The following is a 21552-nucleotide window of genomic DNA, read 5'->3' as shown; positions in this document are numbered from 1 at the left end:
TTGAGAATGATTGGTGAATGGAACAACGGCACCGGCCGTCGCAAATCCAGCGTCGCTCGCGTGTTCCTGAAGAAGGGCACCGGCAAGATCACGGTCAACGGCAAGGACATCCAAGCGTTCTTCGGCCGCGAAACCTCGATCATGATCGCCAAGCAGCCGCTGGCGCTGACGAACAACCTCGAAACCTTCGACGTCATGGTGAACGTGCACGGCGGCGGCGAATCGGGCCAGGCCGGCGCGACCCGCCACGGCATCACCCGTGCGCTGATCGACTACGACGCGGCCCTGAAGCCGGTGCTGAGCCAGGCTGGCTTCGTCACCCGCGACGCGCGCGAAGTCGAGCGTAAGAAGGTCGGTCTGCACTCCGCACGCCGCCGCAAGCAGTTCTCGAAGCGCTGATCTCCAGCCTTCGCCTGCCGAGAAAACCGCCTTCGGGCGGTTTTTTCATGGGGCCTGCTTCCCGGCCCGGCCTTGCCCTCGCGTGGCTGCGACCCCACTTGCATTGGGTGCACCGCCCGCGGTCCCGGCCCCGAGGCCCGCATTGCAGTAGCATTCCTTCCCTTGGCCGCATGTTCCGGCCCCCTCTCCAGGAGTATTCCCTCATGAGCGCCGTTGCCGAAAACATCCAGACCCAGATGCCCGAACCGATCGTCTTCACCGACAGTGCGGCCGCCAAGGTGGCCGACCTGATCGCCGAAGAAGGCAATCCCGACCTCAAGCTGCGCGTGTTCGTCCAGGGCGGCGGCTGCTCGGGCTTCCAGTACGGCTTCACCTTCGACGAGATCACCAACGAAGACGACACGACCATGACCAAGAACGGCGTGTCGCTGCTGATCGATGCCATGAGCTACCAGTACCTGGTCGGCGCCGAGATCGACTATAAGGAAGACCTGCAGGGCGCCCAGTTCGTGATCAAGAACCCGAACGCCACCAGCACCTGCGGCTGCGGCTCCAGCTTCTCGGCCTGATCCTACCGATGGTGCCTGCCCGCAGCGCACCGTCCCCCACGAAGCCGCCTCCGGGCGGCTTTTTGCTTTGCGCCTCCATTCCCGCCCATGCCGCCCGACACCGCCGTAGCCAACACCGCCGTCGCCCCCGCCCGCAAGAGCCTGCTGTGGCTCGTGGCGGTGGGCTTCTTCATGCAGACGCTGGACGCCACCATCATCAACACGGCGCTGCCGGCGATGGCGGCCAGCCTCGGCGAGAGCCCGCTGCGCATGCAGTCGGTGGTGGTGGCCTATGCGCTGACCATGGCGATGCTGATTCCCGCCTCGGGCTGGATCGCCGACCGCTTCGGCACGCGGCGCGTGTTCTTCGCGGCCATCGTGCTGTTCGCGCTGGGCTCGGTGCTGTGCGCGCTCTCGCACGGGCTGGGGCAACTGGTGGCCGCGCGCGTGGTGCAGGGGCTCGGCGGCGCTCTGCTGCTGCCGGTGGGACGGCTGGCGCTGCTGCGCACCGTGCCGCGCGGCGAATTCCTGCAGGCGATGAGCTTCGTGGCGATTCCGGGCCTGATCGGCCCGCTGCTCGGGCCCACGCTGGGCGGCTGGCTGGTGCAGTACGCCTCGTGGCACTGGATCTTCCTGATCAACGTGCCGGTGGGCCTGGCCGGCTGCATCGCCACCCTGCGCTTCATGCCCGACCTGCGCGGCGCCGCGCTGCGGCGCTTCGACGCCGTGGGCTACGGCCTGCTGGCCTTCGGCATGGTGACGATCTCGCTCTCGCTCGACGGCGTGGCCGAGCTGGGCCTGCGCCAGGGCGGGGTGATGGTGGTGCTGGTCTTCGGCTTCGCGAGCGTGGTGGCCTACTGGCTGCGCGCGGCGCGCACGCCCGAGCCGCTGTTCGCGCCCTCGCTGTTCAAGGTGCCGACCCTGAGCATCGGCCTGCTCGGCAACCTGTTCTCGCGCCTGGGCAGCAGCTGCATGCCCTTCCTGGTGCCGCTGCTGCTGCAGGTGTCGATGGGCTATTCGCCGCTGCGCGCGGGCCTGATGATGCTGCCGGTGGCGCTGGCCGGCATGGCGATGAAGCGCTTCGCCACGCCGTTGATCACGCGCCACGGCTACCGCAAGGTGCTGGTGGTCAACACGGTGCTGGTGGGGCTCGCGATGGCCAGCTTCGGCCTCACGGCGCCGGGCCAGCCCTTCGCGCTGCATGTGCTGCAGCTGCTGTTCTTCGGCGCGGTCAATTCGCTGCAGTTCACCGCGATGAACACCATCACGCTCAAGGACCTCGACGGCAGCATGGCCAGCAGCGGCAACAGCCTGCTGTCGATGGTGCAGATGCTCGCGATGAGCATGGGCGTGGCCGCCGCGGGCGCGGTGCTCGCGGGCTACAACGGCGTGTTCGGCACCGACACCGCGGTGCGCACGCTCGATGCCTTCCAGGCGACCTTCGCCAGCATGGGCCTGATCACGGTGGCTTCGGCGCTCATCTTCTGGCATCTGCCGGCGGAAGTGCGGGCATCGCGGCCCGCGCAGCCCGAGGTCTCGGGCCAGGGCTGAGTCAGGCCGGGTAGATCGCGCCCAGCACGCGGGCGCCGCGGGCGCCGGTCACGCTGGCGAGGTTGCCGCTCTCGCGCCGCACCGTGGCGCGCGCCAGCCAGGCGAAGGCGGCCGCCTCCACCTGCTGCGGCGGCAGGCCGCGTTCGTTCGAGGCCACCACGGCGATGCCCGGCAGCAGGGCGCGCAGCCGCGACAGCAGGTGGCCGTTGAGCGCACCGCCGCCGCAGACGATCAGCAGCTTGCTCTCTTTTCCGTAGCGCAGCAGGTCGGCGGCGCAGGTGCTGGCGGTCAGCTCTGCGAGCGTGGCCTGCACGTCGACCGGCGCATCGGCCGCGCCGGTGCCCACGTGGGCGGCCAGCCATTCGGGATTGAACAGGTCGCGCCCGGTGCTCTTGGGCGGGGCCTTGGCGAAGAAGGGCTCGCCCTGCAGCCGCGCGAGCAGCTCGGGCAGCACCTGGCCGCTCGCGGCCCACTGGCCGTCGAGGTCGAAGGGCTGGCCGTGGTAGCGCTGGCACCAGTGGTCCATCAGCGCGTTGCCCGGGCCGCAGTCGAAGCCCAGCACCACCGCGCCCTCGGGTGCATCGCTGGCCGGCAGCAGGCTCAGGTTCGAGATGCCGCCGAGGTTCAGCACCGCGATCGGCTCGCCGGGTCCGGCGAACAGCGCCCGGTGGAAGGCCGGCACCAGCGGGGCGCCCTGGCCGCCGGCCGCGAGGTCGCGGCTTCGGAAGTCGGCCACCACGTCGATGCCGCAGAGCTCGGCCAGCAGCGAAGGGTTGTTGAGCTGCAGCGTGTAGCCGACCTCGTCGAATTCGCCGGGCCGGTGGCGCACGGTCTGGCCATGCACGCCGACGGCGCGCACCGCGCCGGGCTCGAGGCCGGCATCGGCCAGCAGTTGCCGGACCACGCCCGCGTAGACGCGAGCCAGCCCGTTGCCGGCGAGCGCCGCGCGATGCAGTTCGTTGTCGCCCGGGGTGTTGAGGGCCATCAGCTCGCCGCGCAGGCCGACCGGGAAGGTGGCGCTGGCGTAGCCGGTGACCGCGATCCCGCCGTCGGAGAAGTCGGCGAGCACGCCGTCCACGCCATCGAGCGAGGTGCCCGACATCAGTCCGATGTAGAGGTCGCCGGTGGCCATGGGGCTGGGGAAACCGCCGGAATGGCTCCGGCGCTTCATCTGTCTATCTGGAAGCGCGGCGCTCAGTCCGCGCTGGCCTGGACCACCGAGAACGCGGCGGCCAGCTCGGTGCGCGCGCCGACGGCGATGCGTTCGAAGGCCGGGCGCATCGCCGCGGTGATCGGGGCGCCGCCTTCCTGCGCGATCGAGGTCGGGTTCTGGTAGACGCCGTTGACCCGGAATTCGAAGTGCAGGTGCGGACCGGTGGCCCAGCCCGTGGAGCCCACGGCGCCGACGGTCTGGCCCTGGCTCACGCTCTGGCCGGCCTTGACGTCGATGCGGCTCAGGTGCGCATAGGCCGTCTGCTGGTTGTTGCGGTGGTTGATGATGACGATGTTGCCGTAGCCGTTCTGCGTGCCGGCGAAGTCGACCGTGCCGTCGCCGACCGTGCGCACGGCGGTTCCGGTGGGCGCCGCGTAGTCGATGCCGTTGTGCTGGCGCCAGCTGTTGAGGATCGGATGCATGCGCATCGCGAAGCCGCTCGACACGCGCGTGAATTCCACCGGCGTCGCCAGGTAGGCCTTGCGCAGGCTGTCGCCGTTCGGGCGGTAGTAGCTGCCCTTCTGGCCCGCGCCCGGCGGCTGGAACCACACGGCCTGGTGCACCTTGCCGTTGTTCTCGAACTCGGCCGAGAGCACGCGGCCGCTGCGCAGCGCCTGGCCGTCGGCCTCGAAGGTCTCGTAGACCACGGCGAAGCGGTCGCCCTTGCGCAGCTGGCGCACGTCGACGTCGCCCGCGAAGATGTCGGCCAGCTGGCTGGCGACGGCATCGGGGATGCGCGCCTCGTCGGTGGCGGCGAACAGCGAGCTGCGGATGGTGCCGCTGGCCAGGCGGGCGCCCGGCGTGAGGGTGTCGCGCTCGGTCAGGGCCACGAAGCCCACGGGCGTGCGTTCGACCACGAAGCGCTTGAAGCCGCCGTCGCCGTCGGGAATCCAGCGCGCGCTGAGCTTCTTGAGCTGGTTGTCCTGCGTGGCCTCGGCGGTCACGGTGCGGCCGGCGCGCGCGAACAGCGCGGTGCGGGCCTCGCCGCTGCCGCGCACGAAGGCGCTGGCGGCCGGATCGGAGATGCCCAGGCGCTTGAGCAGCGCCTCGGCGGTGTCGCTCGAGCGGGTGACGTCGGTGCGGAACAGCGTGAAGCTGAAATCCTCGAGCGACGTCGCCTGTTCGGCGAACGACAGGGGGGCGGAGGTGGCTTCGAGCACCTGGTGGACCGGGAGGTCCGAGGCATCGGGTCCGAGCGAAGCCACGGCGAGGGTTCCGGCGCTCAGCAGCGCCGCCGCGATGACCGCGGTGATCTGCTTGGGGTAGGTCCGGAACGTATAGGCCACGCGAGAAGCGAGAAGCTCCTCGGCGGCAAGAATGCCGTTGATCAAACTATGAATTCCAGCTCAGGTTTCTGCAGATCCGTCTGCAAAGCCCAGAGCGGTCAGGGCGGCGGGACGGTGCGGAAAAAGCGCCGCTTAGAATCCGGCGCTTGAAAAAGTCGGGCGAGTATAGCTTCCGCACTCCAAAAGTCAGCCAAAAAAAGCCCATGAACGCCGAATCTGTTACATCCGTGGCCCTTTCAAATAGTGTAGGACGCGCGCTTGAAATTTCCCTCCGCGGGGCTGACGAGCTGCTCCCCCAGGACGAGTGGGTGCGCAAGCTGCAGCGCTCCGAAGCCACCGGAACGCCGCTGCGCATCAAGCTGGGCCTGGATCCGACGGCGCCCGACATCCACATCGGCCACACGGTGGTGCTCAACAAGATGCGCCAGCTCCAGGACCTGGGGCACCGCGTGATCTTCCTGATCGGCGACTTCACCACCACCATCGGCGACCCCTCGGGCCGCAACAGCACGCGCCCGCCGCTCACGCGCGAGCAGATCGAGGCCAACGCCCAGACCTACTACAAGCAGGCCAGCCTGGTGCTCGATCCCGAGAAGACCGAGATCCGCTACAACTCCGAGTGGAGCGACCCGCTGGGCGCGCGCGGCATGATCCAGCTGGCCGCCAAGTACACGGTGGCCCGCATGATGGAGCGCGACGACTTCAACAAGCGCTTCAAGGCCGGCCAGTCGATCTCGGTGCACGAGTTCCTCTACCCGCTGATGCAGGGCTACGACTCGGTGGCGCTCAAGAGCGACCTCGAGCTCGGCGGCACCGACCAGAAGTTCAACCTGCTCGTGGGCCGGCACCTGCAGCAGGAATACGGCCAGGAACCGCAGTGCATACTCACTATGCCGCTGCTGGAAGGGCTCGATGGCGTCGAGAAGATGTCCAAGAGCAAGAACAACTACATCGGCATCAGCGAAGACGCCAACACCATGTACGCCAAGGTGCTGTCGATCTCCGACGACCTGATGTGGCGCTGGTACACCCTGCTGAGCTTCCGCTCGCTCGAGGAGATCGCCGCGCTCAAGGCCGAGATCGAGGCCGGGCGCAACCCGAAGGACGCCAAGGTCGCGCTCGCCAAGGAGATCACGGCGCGCTTCCACAGTCCGGCGGCGGCCGACACGGCCGAGCAGGACTTCATCAACCGCAGCAAGGGCGGCGTGCCCGACGAGATCGCCGAAGTGGCGCTGGCGGGCGCCCCGCTGGGCATCGGCCAGCTGCTCAAGCAGGCCAACCTCGCGGCGTCGTCCGGCGAGGGCAACCGCCTGATCGACGGCGGCGGCGTGCGCATCGATGGCGCGGTGGTCAGCGACAAGGGTCTCAAGCTGCCGGCCGGCAGCTACGTGGTGCAGGTCGGCAAGCGCAAGTTCGCGCGCGTGACCTTGTCCTGAGCCGGGCGCTCCCAAAGAAAAAGGCCGGGTCGATCCCGGCCTTTTTTGCTCGAGGGGCGTGCCTCAGCGCACTTCGATCGTCACGCGCCGGTTGCGCGGCTCGTCGACCTCGTCGGCCGTCGGCACCGCCAGTTCGCGTTCGCCGCGGCCCGCGGCCTCGATGCGGTTGGCCGGGAAGCGGCGCTCGATGAAGAGCTGGGCCACTTCCTGCGCGCGGCGCAGCGAGAGCGCGTCGTTGTTCTGCAGCGTGCCCTTGGTGTCGGTGTGGCCGACCACGACGATGTCGCCGCCGGGGCGCGCCTGGGCGGCCGCCAGCGCCTCTTCCATGATCTTCTGCGAGGCAGCCGTCAGCGTGATGGTGCCGAGCTCGAAGTACACGGTGTAGCGCTGCGACGGCGGCGGGCGCATCTCGAACAGCGGCTTGTTCTCGGCCTGCACCTTGGCCGGATCGGCGGCGTCGACCACCGGCGCGCCCGAGGCGCCCTGTTTGGCCGTGGCGCGCTGGTAGGGCCGCGAGAGCACCTCCTCGCCGTCCTTGGCGCGCACCACCACCGCCGAGGCGGTGCCGTCGGCCTGCGGCAGCAGCACCACGCGGGTGGCGGGCGAGGAACAGGCCGCGAGCAGTGCAACCAGCAGCGCGGCGCCGAGGAAGCGCAGGCGGGAGAAAAAGAGGGGGCTGGAACCGGAACGCATCATGGCTGGCCGTCGGTCTGGACGATGAAGTCGGTGCCGCGGATGCCGATGGTCGCCGTCTGCGTCTCGACGCGCACCGCGTCGGGGTTGGTCTTGCCGATCAGGCCGGTGATCATGCGCATCGAGCCGCGCAGCAGCGAAACCAGCAGCCCGCCTTCATGGGTGGTGGCGTCGAAGTGGAACTGCTTGAGGTCGAGCCGCGAGGAGGGGCCGACCACCAGCGTGGTGTCGTCGCGCAGCACGACCGCGGCCGAGGAGTCGGGGCCGGTCACGATCCGGTCGACCGAGGCCAGGGCGTCGCCGGGCACGGCATTGCGCGCGGCGGCGGCGGCGCTCAGCAGCTTGACGTCGCCGCGCACCGACTTCACGAAGCCGGCCTGGCGCTCGGGGGCCGCCGTGGCGGGAGCGGCGGCGGGGGCCGCGGGCGTGGACGGGGCGGTCTGCGCCTGCGAAATCGCCGCGGCGCCGAGCAGCGCGCAGCCCAGCAGGGGCAGGAGGAATTTCTTGTGCATCATCGGGTTTTCCGCGAACTGTTTCGGGGCGGACACAATTATTAATGCGAAGGCGTTACACCTGGACACGAACATGATAATTCGGCGGCTAACTGCGGCCTTTTACCGTTTTTCCTGTCGCCTGTCGCCGTCATCACCCTGCGCGTTCGCATGAATCTCACACCCAAGACCTTGTTGCGGGCCTCCATCGCGGTGGCGCTGGTCACGATCGTGCTCAAGAGCCTCGCGGGCTACATCACCCATTCGATGGGCTTGATCTCGGACGCGATGGAGTCCTTCGTCAACCTGGCGAGCGCCACCTTCGCGCTGGCCATGGTGACGATCGCGGAGCGCCCGGCCGACGAGGGCCATCCCTATGGCCACCACAAGGCCGAGTACTTCTCCTCGGGCTTCGAGGGCATCCTGATCGTGGGCGCGGCCGTCGCCATCTTCTGGGTCTCGGTGCAGCGGCTGCTGGCGCCGCAGCCGCTCGAGCAGCTCGGCTGGGGCCTCGCGCTGTCGATCGTCAGCTCGGGCCTGAACGCCGGGCTCGCGTGGCTGCTGTTCCGCGCCGCCCAGGCCCGCCGTTCGATCGCGCTGGAGGCCGACGCGCGCCACCTGATGGCCGACGTCTGGACCTCGGCCGCGGTGCTGGTGGGCATCGTCGCGGTGCATTTCACCGGCTGGCTCTGGCTCGATCCGCTCCTGGCCATCGGCGTGGCGCTGAACATCGCGCGCGAGGGCGCCAGGCTGGTCTGGCGCTCCTCGCAGGGCCTGATGGACCAGGCGCTCGAGCCCGAGACCCAGGCACTGCTGCGCGCCACGCTCGAGCGTTTCGCCGCCGGCGTGCCCGAGGGCGACCGGCTGCGCTTCGACGACATCTTCACGCGCAGCGCTGGCCAGCGCCGCTTCGCCGACCTGCACATGCACGTGCCCGGCGACTGGACCCTGGAGCGCGCCGCCGCCCTGCGCGATGCGCTCGAGCAGGCCCTGATGGACGCCGTGCCCGGCCTGCGCGTGACCATCCAGCTGCTGCCGCTGGGCATGGAAGCCCGCGCCACCCGGCTTCCGTCAGACACCCTCGAGGAATCCCATCCATGAAAGCAGTGCTCCAGCGCGTGGCGCAGGCACGCGTCGACATCGCGGGCCGCACCGTCGGCGAGATCGGCGCCGGGCTGCTCGTGCTGCTGTGCGCCGAGCGCGGCGACACCGATGCCGCGGCCGACCGCATGCTCGCCAAGATGCTCAAGCTGCGCATCTTTTCCGACGCGGCCGGCAAGATGAACCGCAGCGTGCAGGACATCGGCGGCGGCCTGCTGGTGGTGAGCCAGTTCACGCTCGCGGCCGACGTGAGCGGCGGCAACCGCCCGAGCTTCACGCTCGCGGCGCCGCCCGACGAGGGCCGCCGGCTCTACGACCACTTCGTCGCCCAGGCGCGCTCCGCGCACCCCGTGGTGGCCACGGGCGAGTTCGGCGCCGACATGCAGGTGCACCTGCTCAACGACGGGCCGGTCACGATTCCGCTGCAGATGAGCTGAGGGCGGCGCGGGCCTCGTTCAGTCGCGCCGCAGCAGCGCTTCCCACGCCACCTTCGGGTGCTCGTAGCGGTCGATGGTCAGTTCCTCGAGCTGCGCGATGCGCCAGCCGCGCGCGAACAGCCGCTGCACGGTGGCGCGCTCGAAGAAGCGCTTCGGCGCGCCATCGACGAGGTAGAGGTTGTCCTCGTCCGAGCGACCCGGGCCGCGCCCGCCGTAGTGCCGGTCGTTGACCGAGTTGAGCCGGCACAGCAGCACGCCGCCGGGCCGCAGCGTCGCGTGGATGCGCGCGACCAGCTCCAGCGTCTGCTCCCATTCGAAGTAGTGCAGCGACAGGCTCGCGAGCACAACGCCGATGCGCTGCCCCTCGGCCAGCGGAAAGGGCGCGCGGAAATCCTGGTTGTGCACGCGCACGCCCGCCAGGCGCCGCTCGCGCGCCGCGTCCGCCGCCCGTGGCGACAACTCGATCGCCTCCACGCGCAGCCCCGCGGCCGCCAGCGTGGCGCTGTCGCGGCCGTCGCCGCAGCCCAGCTCGAGCACCGGGTCGGCGCCCGCGCATTCGGCCAGCAGCGGCAGCCAGGGCCTGAGCCACGGATCGGTATCGGCGCCGGTCATCGGTGCGCGTTCCCTCAGCGGTTGTAGGGATCGCGGATGCCCAGCCCCGCGAGGATCTCGATCTCGCGCGCCTCCATCGCCTCGGCGTCTGCCTCGCCGGTCTCGTGGTCCCAGCCCTGCGCATGCAGCGTGCCGTGCACCAGCAGGTGCGCGTAGTGCGCGGCCAGCGTCTTGCGCTGCTCCTTCGCTTCGCGCGCCACCACCGGCGCGCACAGCACCAGGTCGGCCATGACGAGCGGCGCCTGCGCATAGTCGAAGGTCAGCACGTTGGTCGCGTAGTCCTTGCCGCGGAACTCGCGGTTGAGCTGCTGGCCCTCGTCGGCATCGACGATGCGTACCGTGATCTCGGCGTCGGCGTCGAGCGCATGGCGGATCCAGCGCGTCACGCCGTGGCGCGGCAGCGCGACGCGGTGCCGTTCCACGCCCTTGAAGCGGCCGAACTGCAGCGACAGGGCGAGTGCATGGAGCGCCATCTCAGCGCCCGCCCGCGGCCGTGCGCTTGCGCTGGCCGTCGTAGGCGTCGACGATGCGCGCCACCAGCGGATGGCGCACCACGTCGGCGCTCGTGAAGTGCGTGATCGCGATGCCGTTCACGCGCCGCAGCACGCGCTCGGCGTCGATCAGGCCGCTCAACTGTTGCTTGGGCAGGTCGATCTGGCTCACGTCGCCCGTCACCACCGCCTTGGCGCCGAAGCCGATGCGCGTGAGGAACATCTTCATCTGCTCGGGGGTGGTGTTCTGCGCCTCGTCGAGGATCACGAAGGCGTTGTTGAGCGTGCGCCCGCGCATGAAGGCCAGCGGCGCGATCTCCAGCGCGTTGCGCTCGAAGGCCTTCTGCACCTTCTCGAAGCCCATCAGGTCGTAGAGCGCGTCGTACAGCGGCCGCAGGTAGGGGTCGACCTTCTGCGTCAGGTCGCCGGGCAGGAAGCCCAGCCGTTCGCCGGCCTCGACCGCCGGGCGCGTGAGCACGATGCGCTGCACCGCGCTGCGCTCGAGCGCATCGACCGCGCAGGCCACCGCGAGGTAGGTCTTGCCGGTGCCGGCCGGGCCGATGCCGAAGGTGATGTCGTGCTTGGCGATGTTGTCGAGGTAGATGGCCTGGGTGGGCGTGCGCGCGCGCAGGTCGGCGCGCCGGGTGGCGAGCGCGATCGCGCCGTCGCCGTCCTCGTCCTCGTCCATCGAGCCGTCGCCGGCCAGCGTGAGCTGCACCACCGCCGCGTCGATCGGTCGCTGGGCGATCTCGTAGAGCGCCTGCAGCACGTCCATCGCGCGCTGGGCGTTGACCTTGGGGCCGTCGATCTTGAACTGCTCGTGGCGGTGCGCGATCTTCACCGAGAGCGCCTCCTCGATGCGGCGCAGGTGGGCGTCGAGCGGGCCGCACAGGTGACCCAGGCGCGTGTTGTTGGGCGGGGCGAAGGTGTGTCGCAGAATCACGCGGTTTCCATTTCCATCTTTATTGGTAGCCCATGCAAGACCGGCCCTGCTCCAGAAAATGCAACCCAAGGCGGGAAGCGCCGCAAGCGTCGGGGGGGCGCCAATGATAGGCAAACTCACCGGGATTCTTGCCGAACGCAATCCGCCGCAGGTCGTGATCGACTGCAACGGCGTCGGCTACGAGGTCGACGTGCCGATGAGCACCTTCTACAACCTGCCCAACGTGGGCGCCAGGATCTCGCTGCTCACGCACTTCATCGTGCGCGAGGACGCGCAGATCCTCTACGGCTTCGGCAGCGCCGAGGAGCGCGCGGCCTTCCGCCAGCTCATCAAGATCTCGGGCGTGGGCCCGCGCACCGCGCTGGGCGTGCTCTCGGGCATGAGCGTGGGCGAGCTCTCGCAGGCCGTCACCCTGCAGGAGGCCGGCCGGCTGGTGAAGGTGCCCGGCATCGGCAAGAAGATCGCCGAGCGCCTCCTGCTCGAGCTCAAGGGCAAGCTCGGCGCCGACATCGGCCTGCCCGCGCACGCGGCCTCCGATGCCCAGGCCGACATCCTGCAGGCGCTGGTGGCGCTGGGCTACAGCGACAAGGAAGCGGCCGCCGCGCTCAAGGCCCTGCCGAAGGACGCGAGCGTGAGCGACGGCATCAAGCTGGCGCTGAAGGCGCTGGCGAAGTAAGGCCTAGGCGCGCAGCGCTGCCACCAGCGCGCCCAGCAGGGCGTGCGTCTCGACCAGGCTCGGCCCGTGCACCGGCTGCGGCCAGGCGCTGTGGATCGCGACCACGAGCCGTTCCTTCGGATGGATGTAGAGCTGCTGCCCGAAGATGCCGAGCGCGGCGAACAGGCCGCCATCGAGTTCGGGCAGCGCCTGCGCGCCGCTCGGGAAAGTCCACCACTGGTAGCCGTATCCCATCGGCTCGTAGCCCTCGAGCGTGCCGGGCGCGAGCCGCTGCGCGGGGTCGGCGCGCGTGGCCTCGCCCAGCCAGTCCTCGGGCAGCACGCGCTGTCCGCCGGCCATGCCGCCGCCGAGGATGAACAGGCCGAAGCGGCCGAAGTCGCGCAGGGTCGCGTTGACGCCGCTGCCCGCGAAGGCCTGGCCGCCCGGCGCGTCGAGCTGCCAGTAGGCATCGGCCTCCATGCCGAAGGGCGCCCAGATCTTGCGCGACAGGTAGTCGCCGATCGGCTCGCGCAGCGCGCTGGCCAGGATCCTGCCGACCAGGTAGGTCTCGCCGGTGCTGTAGTTGAAGCGCGTGCCGGCCGGTGCCGCGCGCGGCAGCGTCGCCATGAAGGCCAGCACCGCGCCCGCGTCCTGGTCGAGTTGCGCGCGCAGCATGCGGCGGCGGTCGGAGGCCGGGTCGAGGTAGTCCTCGTTCCAGGCCACGCCCGAGCTCATCTGCAGCACCTGCCGCAGCGTCACGCCCTCGTAGGCCGAGCCGGCCAGCACGGGCACGTAGCGCACGACCGGCTCGTCCAGGCTCGCGATCAGGCCGTCGTGCAGCGCCGCGCCCACCAGCGTGGAGGCGATCGACTTCGCAACCGAGAACGACATCCAGCGCGTGGCCGCGTCGTTGCCCATCGCGTAGCGCTCGAGCACCACCTGGCCGTCCTTGATCGCCAGCAGGCCCGCCGTGCGGTTGCGCGCCATGAACGCGTCGATGCCGAACTGCCCGTCGCCAGCGCGGTAGCGCACGTCGACCGCGGGGCCCGCGGGCAATGGATGGACCTGCGCGCCGCGCTGGATCGTGCGCGTCGCATAGAGCCGGTCCATGTGGCGGTAGGTGGGCGCCTGCAGTTCGGGCGCCAGCGTCATCAGGTCCTCGAGCCGGCCGATGGCCTCGGTGTCCGCCATGCAGCAGCTCCTTACTTGGCCGGCTTCGCCGGCCGGTTCAGCCCCAGCGTCGGCGTCTCGTCGAAGAAGTTCCAGGGCTTGAGCAGCGCATGCACCCACTCGGTGGGCATGATCGGCCATTCCTCGGCGCGCGCGACGTGGGTGGTGCCGGTGGTGAGCCAGACCACGTTGTCGGTGTTCACGATCGCCTGGTCGTCGGCGGTGAACTGGCCCAGGCCGGTGTCCTTGTTCGAGCGGTTCGGGTACTTGCCCTCGGGGAACTGCTCCTCGGGGTCGTAGCGCGTCACCCAGAGCTGGCGGTCCATGAAGCTCAGGCGGTGGTTGATCCACTCGTCCTGCGCGAAGTTGGCGCCCTTGGCGATCGGGTGCGTGCCGCCCGCGTAGGGAATCAGCTGGTACGAGACCGGGTTGCCGACCTTGTTGCTCTTCGACGGGTTGCTCAGCAGCCGGATCGTCGAGGGATCGAACTTCTGCGCCGCCTGCCGCTCGGTCGCCACCGTGCGCTGCACCGTCTGCATGGTGCTGGTGCGCGGGCCGCCGCGGGTGTTGGGCAGCACCACCGGGTCGACCTCGGTCAGCGAGTTGTTCTCGCCGTCCACGTCGAGGTCGAGCCGGAAGTTGTAGATGTGCTGGTGCGTGGTGCCGACGATGTGGTGGTCGAGCAGCGTGCCGTAGCGCGTGTCCTCGGCGGCGGTCGCGTCCTGCATGGTGCGCGACTTCACGCCCTTCACGGCCTCGATGCCGGTGGCGCCCGCGTTGATGCCGATGGTGCCGTTCTCGGCGAACACCCAGTCGAACAGGTAGTCGTAGTTGCCCACCGTGCTGATCCAGCGCACCACCAGTTCGCGCCGCTCGGTGCTCACGTTGGGCTTGCCCATCTCCTGGTGCTTGAACTCGGGATCGGCATAGCGCTCGAAGACCGCGATCGCGCGCGGCACCTTCACGGGCGCGCCGGTGTAGTCGGCCAGCGTGGCGTCGAGCAGCACGGCGTTCTGCGGCGCGTCCTTCTCGGGTTCGATCGGCGAGGTCAGCGTGCCCATGCCGTACTCGCCCGAGTCGAGGTAGGCCTTGAAGTACCAGCCGGTGTCGGGGTCGCCGTAGGGCACGATCATTCCGCCCAGCGAGCCCTCGTACATCACCTTGCGCTTGGTGCCCTTGTCGTTGTAGGTCACGGTCGAGAGCACCAGGCCCACGCGCGAGTCGAGCCGCAGGTGGAAGTCCCAGTTGCGCCAGTGCAGCATGTTGCCGGCGATGGTGTAGTTCTTGCCCTCGGGTTCAGTGATCTCCAGCGGCTTGGGCGCGGGCGTGCCGGCGCGGTCGCGGCCGTCGTAGGGCGTGGGCTTGAGCGGCACCGGCACCAGGCCGCCGTCCTCGATCTTCAGCACCTTCTTCTGCTCGAGGTCGACCACCGCCACCAGGCCTTCGATCGGGTGCGCCCAGTAGTTGCCGTCGCCCACGTCGAGGTAGCTCACCACCTTGAGCAGGCGGTCCTCCTGGCGCAGCGAATCCTTGCCGTCGAAGTAGCCCACGGTCAGCGGCGTGGCCACCACCTTCTTCACGTCGTCGATGCCGCGCGTGGCGAGCGCCTTCGCGTAGTCGGCGCTGGCCTCGATCGCGCTCTGCACGGTGGCGAAGTCGTCGAGCAGCACCATGCCGTGCGCGCCTTCCACCGGCTTCCACTCGAGCAGCCTGCGTGCCGCGAGGTCGATGCTGCCCTCGATCACCTTCTTGCCGTCGAGCGCGACGAAGCTCGCCTGCCGCGCGGCGCGCACCGGCTGGCCCGAGAGCGCGAAGGCCCAGACCTGGTCCTTGGGCGGGCGCTTCAGGGTGATCTCGGTGAAGCGCAGGCCGGGCTTGTAGTTGCCCGAGGCCTTGATCGTCTCGAGCGCGGCCTGGATCTCCTCGGCCGACAGCGGATTGAGCGGATTCGGCGTGCGCTCGACCACGAAGGTGCGGTCCAGGCTGGACTGGAACACCTGGTTGATGAAGTCGTGCGGCACCCAGGCCGCGCCCTTGCGCAGCACCACCGGCACGTCGAGCTGCAGCGGCTGTCCGTTGATCAGCGCGGTCTTCGAGCCGGGCTTGATGCGCACCAGCGTGCCGTTGCGCGCCACCGTGTAGACGTTGGCGAAGCTGTCGAAGCGCACGGTGGCGCCGAAATCCTCGACCGTCTTCTTGAGCGGCACCATGTGGGCCGCGCCGCCATGGGCCTGGGCGCCGCCGGTCGCGAGCGGGCCGAGGGCCAGCGCGAGCGCGGTGGCAAGAAGGGTGCGGGTAGTGCCGCGGACCGGCGTTCGATGGTGGCTGCTGCGCATGGCCTGCTTTTCCCTTTTCTTCGCGTGTTGTCTGAAACGACGACGAAGTTAAGGGCGCGGCCCATACGGCGGTTAGCCGGATTCGGCAAGCCAGCGCGCACGCGTGGCGGAAGGCAGCTCGCCGAACAGCCGGCTGTAGTCGGCCGCGAAGCGCGACAGGTGCCAGAAGCCCCAGCGCGCCGCCACGTCGCCGATGCTGTCGCGCCGGTGCGTCTGCAGTTCGCACCGCACCCGGTTCAGCCGCATCACGCGCAGGTAGGTCACGGGGCTCAGGTGCACCACGTCCTCGAAGGCGTACTGCAGCGCGCGGCGCGACACGCCGGTGGCCGCGCAGAGGTCGGGCACGCTGATGGCCTCGTCGGCATGGGCGCGCATGTACTCGCGCGCCAGCGCCACGATGTGGCGCCGCGCCACCGTGCCGGGCGGCAGCCGGGTTTCGAAGGCGTCGCAGCCGATGCAGTGCAGCACCGCGTCGGCCAGCGACAGCGACAGCATGTGGCGCGCCGCCGGCTGCTCGAGCTGCGCGAGGTTGCCGCGCGCCAGCGACAGCGCCGCGCCCAGCAGCTTCGACAGCTCGCTCTCGTCGAAGCCCGGCTGGCGCACCGGCGCCGGCTCGGGCAGGCGCAGCTCGAAGTCGGCGCCGAACAGCGTGGTCGCGAGCTCGGCCAGCGGCGCGGTGTCGATGCACACCGCCATCAGGTCCATGCCGGCGCCGGCCAGCAGTTCGAATTCGCGCTGCGGCGACAGCGCGATCAGGCGCCGGCCCTCGATCTCGTGGCCGCAGTACCAGCTGCCGCTGCCCGCGACCTCGGTGACGGCGAACGAGACCGTGCCCGGGCGGCCCTGGCCGTTCTGCAGCAGGGTCTGGTTCGCATGCTCGTGGAAGACCTGGACGAAGCCCAGGTGCAGGTCCTCGGACAGGCCCTCGAAGCGGCCGTTCGACAGCTGTTCGTAGTGCTGGTCCCAGTGGTCCAGGCTCGAGGCCTGTGCCTGGGCCTCGGCGTTCAGGTGGCGGGAGAAGTGAAGCTCGGTCATGGTCGGCGCGGACGCTGGCACGGCGGCCGTCGTCGAGCCGACGAGCAGGAACCGTGCCGATCAGCGCGCAGTCTGCAAGAAGCGCGAGCGCTTGACCATCTTGCTTACCCTCGGTCCGGCTGGCGCCTCATTCGGGCTGGAGCCCGATGTCCTTGACCAGCGCGCCCCAGTCGCGCAGGTCCTGGCGCAGGGTCGCGGCGAACTGCTCGGGCGTGTTCTGCGGCAGGTCGGTGAAGTTGAGCTCGCGCAGGCGCTGCACCACGGCCGGGTCCCGCAGCGCGCGGTTCACCGCCTCGTTGAGCTTCTTCACGATCGCCGGCGGCGTCTTCGCGGGCGCCAGCACGCCGTACCAGGCATAGGTGGTGAACGGGTAGCCGGACTCGGTCATCGTCGGCACCTCGGGCAGCATCGGGATGCGCGAGGGCCCGCTGTTGGCCAGCGCCCGGAGCCGGCCGGCGCGCACCAGTTCCACCGTCGAGGACATGTCGGCGAAGGCCGCCTCGACCTGGCCGCCCATCAGGTCCTGCACGCAGGGGCCGCTGCCCTTGTAGGGCACGTGCTCGATCACCAGGCCGGCCTGCTTCTTGAGGCTTTCCATCGCCAGGTGGCCGCCCGAGCCGTTGCCCCAGGAGCAGTAGCTGAGCTTGTCGGGCCGTGCCTTGGCATAGGCGACGAAGTCGGCCAGCGTCTTCACCGGCAGGTCGTTGCGCACCAGCAGCAGGTTGCCGCCGCGGCCGATCTGCGCCACCGGCGCGAAGTCCTTCACCGGGTCGTAGGGCAGCTTGCGGTAGAGGCTGGGGTTCACCACCATCGCGGCGGCGTAGGTGAACAGCAGCCGGTAGCCGTCGGGCGCCGCGCGCGCCACCTGCTCGGTGCCGAGGATGCCGTTGGCGCCGGGCCGGTTGTCGACCACGAAGGGCTGCTTGAGCGACTTGCCCAGCGCGTCGGCGACCAGCCGCGCGATGGTGTCGGTGCCGCCCGCGGCGGCCGTGGGCACGACCAGTGTGACGGGCTTGTCGGGATAGGCCTCGGCGCCCTGCGCGGCGGCCGTGGCCAGCAGGCCGGCGAGGAACAGGCCGCGCAGGCCGGTGCGGAGAAGGGATGCGGTCATGGGTATGCGGGTCCTCGGGAAGTCATTGGATACCGAAGCGCGCCTGCGTGCCCTGCTCGAGCATGTCGGCGCTCACGCGGTAGAGGTTGCGCGACACGTAGCTGGGCACCTGGCGCGCGCGCTCGCGCAGCCATTCGGCCTTGAGCGCGCGCGCCTCGGCCAGCTCGGGCGCGTCGCCGCGCGCGGTGGCCAGCAGGTCGATCACGTGCAGCGCGAGCTGCCATTGCCCTTGCTGCGCGAGCGCGCGCGCCCGCGCGATCAGGCCGGCCTTGTCGGTGATGGCCTCGGCCACGGCCTGGCCGATGGCCTCGGGCGGCTCGGGATGCAGGCTGGTCGGGTTGCGGTCCCACCAGCCGTTCTCCGAGCGGTAGATGTCGCGCACGATGTAGGCCGGGTCGCCGTAGGTGGGCTTCATCCAGTCGACCGCGAACAGTTCGTCGGGGCAGCGGATGCGCGCCAGCAGCTCGCGCTCGTTGAGGCCCTCGTTCATCAGCCGCACCACCTCGGCGCGCAGCCAGCGCAGCGCGCGCGCCGTGTGGGTGAGCACGTGCCGCACCTGGTCCTCGCCCTCGAGCGTGGCGCCGAACTCGCGCACCGCCTTGCGCGCGCCGAGCGCGGCCAGCGCCTCGAGCGTGTCGGCCCAGCGCACCGTGTCGCGCAGGGTGCGAAAGGGCGTGCCGATGTTGGGGATCGAGTCGATCAGCGCCGCGCCGCCGTAGAGCACGCGCTGCGCGGGGCTCCACAGCGCGATCGCGTCGTCGGTCTCCGAGGGCGCCCAGCGCAGCTCGATGGCGCGCTCGCCGTGGCCGATGACCAGCCGCTCGTCGAAGGTCTCGGTCGGCGCATGCATCGACAGCCGCTGCGCGAAGAAGCCCGCGGGCCGGTTGAACTGGATCTCGGCCATGCGGTGCTGCAGCGCCTCGGTCTCGCGGTAGCGCGCGAGGCGCCGCGGCACGTTGCGGTGCGCGATCACGCGCGGCGGCGCGTCGCCGCGCCGCGCCGCATGGGCGAGCCACATCGGCACGCCGGCGTTGTAGCCCACATGACCGTGGCTGTAGCACAGCGCATGCAGCGGCGCGTCGCTGAGTTCGCGCACCGCGTCGATCATGCCCTGCGTCACCGAGCCGCCCGGGCCGGCGTCGATCACCACCAGGCCGACATCGGTCTCGGCCACGAAGGACTGTCCCTGCCCGCGCAGGATGTGCAGGCCCGGCGCCACCGTCTCGGTGCCGCTGCCGACGATGAGGAAGGGTTTCTCTTGTTCCTGTGTGTTGTTCATACGGTGTCTCCGATGCGGACCAGCGGCGGCAGCGCATAGCGGCCGTCGAGCATCTCCGCGCGCGGCACGTAGGCGCGCAGGCAGAGGTAGAAGGCGCCCGCGGGCGCGGGCAGCCAGTTCGCACGCGCGGCCTCGTCCGCGGGCGCCGCATGCTGGATGCGCAGCGTGAGGCCACCGTCGGCATCGCGGCGCAGCGCCGGCGTGCGGTCGCCGATGGCGTAGCGGTCGATCGGGTTGTCGACCAGCATGCAGTCGCGGCTGTCGTACATGGTGAGCGACCAGAAGGCCTCGACCGGCGGCAGCTCGCCGGGCCCGAAGCGCAGCGTGTAGCAGTGGCTGCCGTGCAGCGCGCGGCCCGCGGCGTCGTGCCAGGCGAGCGGGTAGGTGGCCTCGCGGCTCTCGAGCATGCCGATGTACTTGAGCGCGACCAGCGCGCGCATCCGGTGGTCGTCGCCGAAGCTGGCCTCCACCAGCGGCATGGCCACCCAGCCGCTGGCGGCCGCGCGGCCCGCTTCCGTGGCGCGCAGCCGCGGCAGCACGCGGGCGATCGCATCCTGCAGCAGGTCGCGCTGCGTGCCGTCGAGCGCGCCGGCCTCGGGGTGCAGGCCGAGCGCGGCGTAGCGCGCGAGCCGGTCGGCATCGCGCGCGGGCGGCGGGTTCTCGCGCAGCGCGCGCTGCACCTGCGCCGCGAAATGCCCGGCATCCGGTGCCGCCTTCGGGTCGCAGGCCGGGTCGAAGGCCATGGGCCGGGGCGCCGCGCCGGCCTGCCAGTCGGCCAGCGTGCGCACCACGAAGCCGTCCTGCAGCGCATGCACCGCGGGCAGGTCGTGCGGCCCGTCGACCAGGATGCGGCCGATGACCCAGAGCCAGCGCGTGGGCGCCTCGATGCGCGCGCCGGGCGTGTCGAAGGCGGGCGGCAGCTCGCCGCGCCAGCCCGGCGGCACGAGCACGAAGGAACGCGCCGCCGTGCCCGTGAGCCGCTGGCCGATGTGGGCGAAGGGGTTGGTGTAGAAGTCGAGCAGGCCCAGCACGTAGTAGCGCCCCGCGGTGTCGGGGACGTCGATCACCAGCGGGCCCGCGCCGAGGTCGAGCCAGGCGTTGGTGTAGAGCGTGTCGTTGTTCGGCGTCACGACGCGGCTCTTTCCCGGCCCCAGCAGCTTGCGCGCATGGGTGAACACGTTGCACCAGCGTTGCGGCGCCGGTGCCTCGCCGGCGGTTTCGCAGCGTTGCGGCGAGGTGGCCGCACGCATGCGGCACATCTCGTACAGCGGCCAGGCGTAGACCACGGCCTCCTCGGCCAGGGTGTCGATGTCGATGTCGGCGTCGATCGTTGCGGCCATGGCGTCAGTCCTCCCGCGGCTGCAGGGCCGGGATGCGCCAGGCGCGCACGCCTTCGCGCGGGTGGTACATGCGCAGGATCAGGTAGAAGCGCCCGGCCGGCGCGGGCAGCCAGTTGGCGGCATCGGCGGGCCGTGCATGGCCCAGCACCAGTTCCAGGCTGCCGTCGGCGCCGCGCGCGAGGCCCTGCGTGCGGTCACCGATCGCATGGCGGCCGATCGCGTTGGGATAGAGGAAGCGGTCGCTGTCGTAGAGCGTCACCGACCAGAAGGCGTCGGCCGGCGGCATGTCGTCGGCCTCGAAGCGCATCGCGTAGCGGCGCCGGCCGTCGAGCGGCTCCAGCTTCGCGTCGTGGTGCGAGGCGGCGTACACCGCCTCGCTGGTGGCCAGCGCGCCCAGGCCCAGGTAGGCGGTGCGCGCGCGGCCGAGGAACTCGCTGCCGTAGCGGCCGGTGGCGGGCGTCATGGCCCAGGCCTTGGGCCGGTGGTGCCGGCCCACCGCGCCGACCGCGCGCACGCCCTCGGCGAAACCTTCGACCAGGCCCTCGCGCAGCGGCGCGTCGAGCGCGTCCCACGCGAAGGCCGCGTCGGGCCGCAGCCCGGCCTGGCCGAACCAGGCCACCAGGGCGCGGTCCTCGACGCGGCCCGGCGCCTCGGCGAGCGCCTGGCAGAGGTTGGCGAAGAAGCGCGGCGCGACCTGCGCGGCCGGCTCGCCGTTCTCAAACGCGGCCGCCATGGCGTCGACCGGTTCGCCGACCCAGCGCTCGATCGCCGCCGGGCGGCCGCGCGGCACCGTGCCGGGCGCGGGCGCGAGCCGGATCTCGGACTGCAGCGCGCGCGCCGCGGGCCAGTCGGCCTCGTCGCCGACCAGGATGCGGCCGATCAGCCACACCAGGTCGGTCGGGCAGCGCACCACGCGGTGCGCGGCCAGCGCCTCGGGCACCGTGCCGCCCGGGCCCACGAGCACCACGGTCTCGCCCGCGGGATCGCAGTTGCGCGGCCCGAGGTTCTCGAAGTTCTCGGTGTAGGCGTCGTACAGCGGCAGCACGAAATAGCGCCCCGGATGGCGCGCGGCCGCGGGCACGCTCAGCAGCATCGGGCCGTCGGCCAGGTGGATCCAGGCGATGGTGTAGAGCAGGTCGTTGGCCGGCGTCACCACGTCGCGGTCCTCGTGGGTCGAGGGGCGCGGCGCATGGTGCAGCGTGTTGATCGGCGCGCGCACGTCCGAGCCGGCCGAGGTGCCGATGCGGCGTTCGGCGCGCGGCGCGGTCTGCAGCGCGCAGGTGCGATAGGTCTCGGTCAGCGGATAGCCGTAGACGAAGGCGGCGAGGCCGATCGAGCGCGCGAGCGCCTGGCGCGCGGCGTCGACGGTGGCCTGGGAGGCGGGAGCATTCATGGGGACGAAACCTCTTGGCTGGTGGCGATGAA

At 70.7% G+C, this 21552-nt stretch carries 21 protein-coding genes; 7 read left to right on the top strand and 14 right to left on the bottom strand.

The features are described from left to right. Positions 1-6: 6 nt before the first annotated feature. The 3 genes from rpsI to mdtD all read left to right on the top strand — a co-directional run bounded on the left by rpsI (position 7) and on the right by mdtD (position 2498). The gene (gene rpsI, locus AC1HIL_RS00385; protein WP_057590759.1) at positions 7-399 is read left to right on the top strand and encodes a 30S ribosomal protein S9; all 393 of its coding nucleotides are present in this window, start codon (positions 7-9) and stop codon (positions 397-399) included. 203 nt (positions 400-602) lie between these two features. Further along, entirely contained in the window at positions 603-968 is a 366-nt protein-coding gene (gene erpA, locus AC1HIL_RS00380) for an iron-sulfur cluster insertion protein ErpA (RefSeq protein ID WP_007827949.1), read from the top strand. 87 nt (positions 969-1055) lie between these two features. Then, positions 1056-2498: a multidrug transporter subunit MdtD gene (mdtD, locus tag AC1HIL_RS00375; RefSeq protein ID WP_296727629.1), complete on the top strand. Its 1443-nt coding sequence runs from the start codon at positions 1056-1058 to the stop codon at positions 2496-2498. Position 2499: 1 nt separating this feature from the next. Here the strand turns inward: mdtD and AC1HIL_RS00370 are convergent, their stop codons facing one another. After that, positions 2500-3630: an anhydro-N-acetylmuramic acid kinase gene (locus AC1HIL_RS00370; RefSeq protein WP_261211576.1), complete on the bottom strand. Its 1131-nt coding sequence runs from the start codon at positions 3628-3630 to the stop codon at positions 2500-2502. A gap of 62 nt (positions 3631-3692) precedes the next feature. Continuing rightward, positions 3693-5042 (bottom strand): M23 family metallopeptidase, encoded by a 1350-nt coding sequence (locus tag AC1HIL_RS00365; RefSeq protein ID WP_057590762.1) that lies wholly within the window; start codon positions 5040-5042, stop codon positions 3693-3695. A 158-nt stretch (positions 5043-5200) separates the two neighbouring features. Here AC1HIL_RS00365 and tyrS point away from each other — a divergent pair, with 158 nt between their 5' ends. After that, positions 5201-6433, top strand: coding sequence for a tyrosine--tRNA ligase (gene tyrS / locus AC1HIL_RS00360; RefSeq protein ID WP_057590763.1), 1233 nt, complete (start codon positions 5201-5203; stop codon positions 6431-6433). A gap of 63 nt (positions 6434-6496) precedes the next feature. Here the strand turns inward: tyrS and AC1HIL_RS00355 are convergent, their stop codons facing one another. Both AC1HIL_RS00355 and AC1HIL_RS00350 read right to left on the bottom strand, forming a co-directional pair. Beyond that, positions 6497-7129 carry an OmpA family protein gene (locus AC1HIL_RS00355; protein ID WP_479670894.1) on the bottom strand — a complete coding sequence of 211 codons (633 nt, stop codon included), beginning with the start codon at positions 7127-7129 and terminating at the stop codon, positions 6497-6499. Further along, a complete protein-coding gene (locus AC1HIL_RS00350) occupies positions 7126-7641 on the bottom strand; it encodes a FecR family protein (RefSeq protein WP_261211573.1) in 516 nt (171 codons plus the stop codon). Before AC1HIL_RS00350 ends, AC1HIL_RS00355 begins: the two co-directional genes overlap by 4 nt. Before the next feature lie 147 nt (positions 7642-7788). Here AC1HIL_RS00350 and AC1HIL_RS00345 point away from each other — a divergent pair, with 147 nt between their 5' ends. Beyond that, positions 7789-8718: a cation diffusion facilitator family transporter gene (locus tag AC1HIL_RS00345; protein ID WP_296727648.1), complete on the top strand. Its 930-nt coding sequence runs from the start codon at positions 7789-7791 to the stop codon at positions 8716-8718. Continuing rightward, complete coding sequence (gene dtd, locus AC1HIL_RS00340) at positions 8715-9155, top strand: D-aminoacyl-tRNA deacylase (protein WP_479670893.1); 441 nt, start codon at positions 8715-8717, stop codon at positions 9153-9155. Before AC1HIL_RS00345 ends, dtd begins: the two co-directional genes overlap by 4 nt. Positions 9156-9173: 18 nt before the next feature. On the opposite strand, the gene AC1HIL_RS00335 is transcribed toward dtd, so the two are convergent. Genes AC1HIL_RS00335 through AC1HIL_RS00325 form a run of 3 tightly spaced genes read right to left on the bottom strand, consistent with a single transcriptional unit; the run spans position 9174 to position 11201 of the window. Further along, a complete protein-coding gene (locus AC1HIL_RS00335; RefSeq protein ID WP_057590766.1) occupies positions 9174-9767 on the bottom strand; it encodes a class I SAM-dependent methyltransferase in 594 nt (197 codons plus the stop codon). Between the two features lie 14 nt (positions 9768-9781). Next, positions 9782-10240 (bottom strand): rRNA maturation RNase YbeY, encoded by a 459-nt coding sequence (ybeY, locus tag AC1HIL_RS00330; RefSeq protein ID WP_479670892.1) that lies wholly within the window; start codon positions 10238-10240, stop codon positions 9782-9784. A 1-nt stretch (position 10241) separates the two neighbouring features. Beyond that, positions 10242-11201, bottom strand: coding sequence for a PhoH family protein (locus AC1HIL_RS00325; protein ID WP_479670891.1), 960 nt, complete (start codon positions 11199-11201; stop codon positions 10242-10244). 103 nt (positions 11202-11304) lie between these two features. Between AC1HIL_RS00325 and ruvA the strand changes: the two genes are divergently transcribed. Further along, positions 11305-11877: a Holliday junction branch migration protein RuvA gene (ruvA, locus tag AC1HIL_RS00320; protein WP_057590769.1), complete on the top strand. Its 573-nt coding sequence runs from the start codon at positions 11305-11307 to the stop codon at positions 11875-11877. Positions 11878-11880: 3 nt separating this feature from the next. Here ruvA and AC1HIL_RS00315 read toward each other — a convergent pair whose 3' ends face one another. From AC1HIL_RS00315 to AC1HIL_RS00285, 7 genes are all read right to left on the bottom strand, one after another. Then, complete coding sequence (locus AC1HIL_RS00315; protein ID WP_479670890.1) at positions 11881-13047, bottom strand: serine hydrolase domain-containing protein; 1167 nt, start codon at positions 13045-13047, stop codon at positions 11881-11883. A gap of 11 nt (positions 13048-13058) precedes the next feature. After that, positions 13059-15362: a primary-amine oxidase gene (tynA, locus tag AC1HIL_RS00310; protein WP_479670889.1), complete on the bottom strand. Its 2304-nt coding sequence runs from the start codon at positions 15360-15362 to the stop codon at positions 13059-13061. A gap of 72 nt (positions 15363-15434) precedes the next feature. Then, positions 15435-16397 carry a helix-turn-helix domain-containing protein gene (locus AC1HIL_RS00305; RefSeq protein WP_479670888.1) on the bottom strand — a complete coding sequence of 321 codons (963 nt, stop codon included), beginning with the start codon at positions 16395-16397 and terminating at the stop codon, positions 15435-15437. A gap of 127 nt (positions 16398-16524) precedes the next feature. Beyond that, complete coding sequence (locus AC1HIL_RS00300; RefSeq protein WP_057590772.1) at positions 16525-17508, bottom strand: Bug family tripartite tricarboxylate transporter substrate binding protein; 984 nt, start codon at positions 17506-17508, stop codon at positions 16525-16527. Between the two features lie 22 nt (positions 17509-17530). Beyond that, on the bottom strand, positions 17531-18787 hold the full coding sequence (locus AC1HIL_RS00295; RefSeq protein WP_479670887.1) for an alkyl sulfatase dimerization domain-containing protein: 1257 nt from the start codon (positions 18785-18787) through the stop codon (positions 17531-17533). Continuing rightward, positions 18784-20127 carry a DUF1254 domain-containing protein gene (locus AC1HIL_RS00290; protein WP_479670886.1) on the bottom strand — a complete coding sequence of 448 codons (1344 nt, stop codon included), beginning with the start codon at positions 20125-20127 and terminating at the stop codon, positions 18784-18786. Before AC1HIL_RS00290 ends, AC1HIL_RS00295 begins: the two co-directional genes overlap by 4 nt. A gap of 4 nt (positions 20128-20131) precedes the next feature. Continuing rightward, positions 20132-21520 carry a DUF1254 domain-containing protein gene (locus tag AC1HIL_RS00285; protein WP_479670885.1) on the bottom strand — a complete coding sequence of 463 codons (1389 nt, stop codon included), beginning with the start codon at positions 21518-21520 and terminating at the stop codon, positions 20132-20134. Positions 21521-21552: the final 32 nt, after the last annotated feature.

The organism is Variovorax sp. ISS6, assembly GCF_056523145.1.
This window is presented reverse-complemented; position numbering and strand designations above follow the sequence as displayed.

Coding starts and splice junctions, on each gene's coding strand:
- dtd (WP_479670893.1), top strand. CDS start 8,715: ATGAAAGCAGTGCTCCAGCGCGTGGCGCAGGCACGCGTCGACATCGCG.
- ruvA (WP_057590769.1), top strand. CDS start 11,305: ATGATAGGCAAACTCACCGGGATTCTTGCCGAACGCAATCCGCCGCAG.
- AC1HIL_RS00315 (WP_479670890.1), bottom strand. CDS start 13,047: ATGGCGGACACCGAGGCCATCGGCCGGCTCGAGGACCTGATGACGCTG.
- tynA (WP_479670889.1), bottom strand. CDS start 15,362: ATGCGCAGCAGCCACCATCGAACGCCGGTCCGCGGCACTACCCGCACC.
- mdtD (WP_296727629.1), top strand. CDS start 1,056: ATGCCGCCCGACACCGCCGTAGCCAACACCGCCGTCGCCCCCGCCCGC.
- erpA (WP_007827949.1), top strand. CDS start 603: ATGAGCGCCGTTGCCGAAAACATCCAGACCCAGATGCCCGAACCGATC.
- rpsI (WP_057590759.1), top strand. CDS start 7: ATGATTGGTGAATGGAACAACGGCACCGGCCGTCGCAAATCCAGCGTC.
- AC1HIL_RS00370 (WP_261211576.1), bottom strand. CDS start 3,630: ATGGCCACCGGCGACCTCTACATCGGACTGATGTCGGGCACCTCGCTC.
- AC1HIL_RS00290 (WP_479670886.1), bottom strand. CDS start 20,127: ATGGCCGCAACGATCGACGCCGACATCGACATCGACACCCTGGCCGAG.
- ybeY (WP_479670892.1), bottom strand. CDS start 10,240: ATGGCGCTCCATGCACTCGCCCTGTCGCTGCAGTTCGGCCGCTTCAAG.
- AC1HIL_RS00305 (WP_479670888.1), bottom strand. CDS start 16,397: ATGACCGAGCTTCACTTCTCCCGCCACCTGAACGCCGAGGCCCAGGCA.
- AC1HIL_RS00285 (WP_479670885.1), bottom strand. CDS start 21,520: ATGAATGCTCCCGCCTCCCAGGCCACCGTCGACGCCGCGCGCCAGGCG.
- AC1HIL_RS00350 (WP_261211573.1), bottom strand. CDS start 7,641: ATGATGCACAAGAAATTCCTCCTGCCCCTGCTGGGCTGCGCGCTGCTC.
- AC1HIL_RS00355 (WP_479670894.1), bottom strand. CDS start 7,129: ATGATGCGTTCCGGTTCCAGCCCCCTCTTTTTCTCCCGCCTGCGCTTC.
- AC1HIL_RS00335 (WP_057590766.1), bottom strand. CDS start 9,767: ATGACCGGCGCCGATACCGATCCGTGGCTCAGGCCCTGGCTGCCGCTG.
- tyrS (WP_057590763.1), top strand. CDS start 5,201: ATGAACGCCGAATCTGTTACATCCGTGGCCCTTTCAAATAGTGTAGGA.
- AC1HIL_RS00300 (WP_057590772.1), bottom strand. CDS start 17,508: ATGACCGCATCCCTTCTCCGCACCGGCCTGCGCGGCCTGTTCCTCGCC.
- AC1HIL_RS00345 (WP_296727648.1), top strand. CDS start 7,789: ATGAATCTCACACCCAAGACCTTGTTGCGGGCCTCCATCGCGGTGGCG.
- AC1HIL_RS00295 (WP_479670887.1), bottom strand. CDS start 18,787: ATGAACAACACACAGGAACAAGAGAAACCCTTCCTCATCGTCGGCAGC.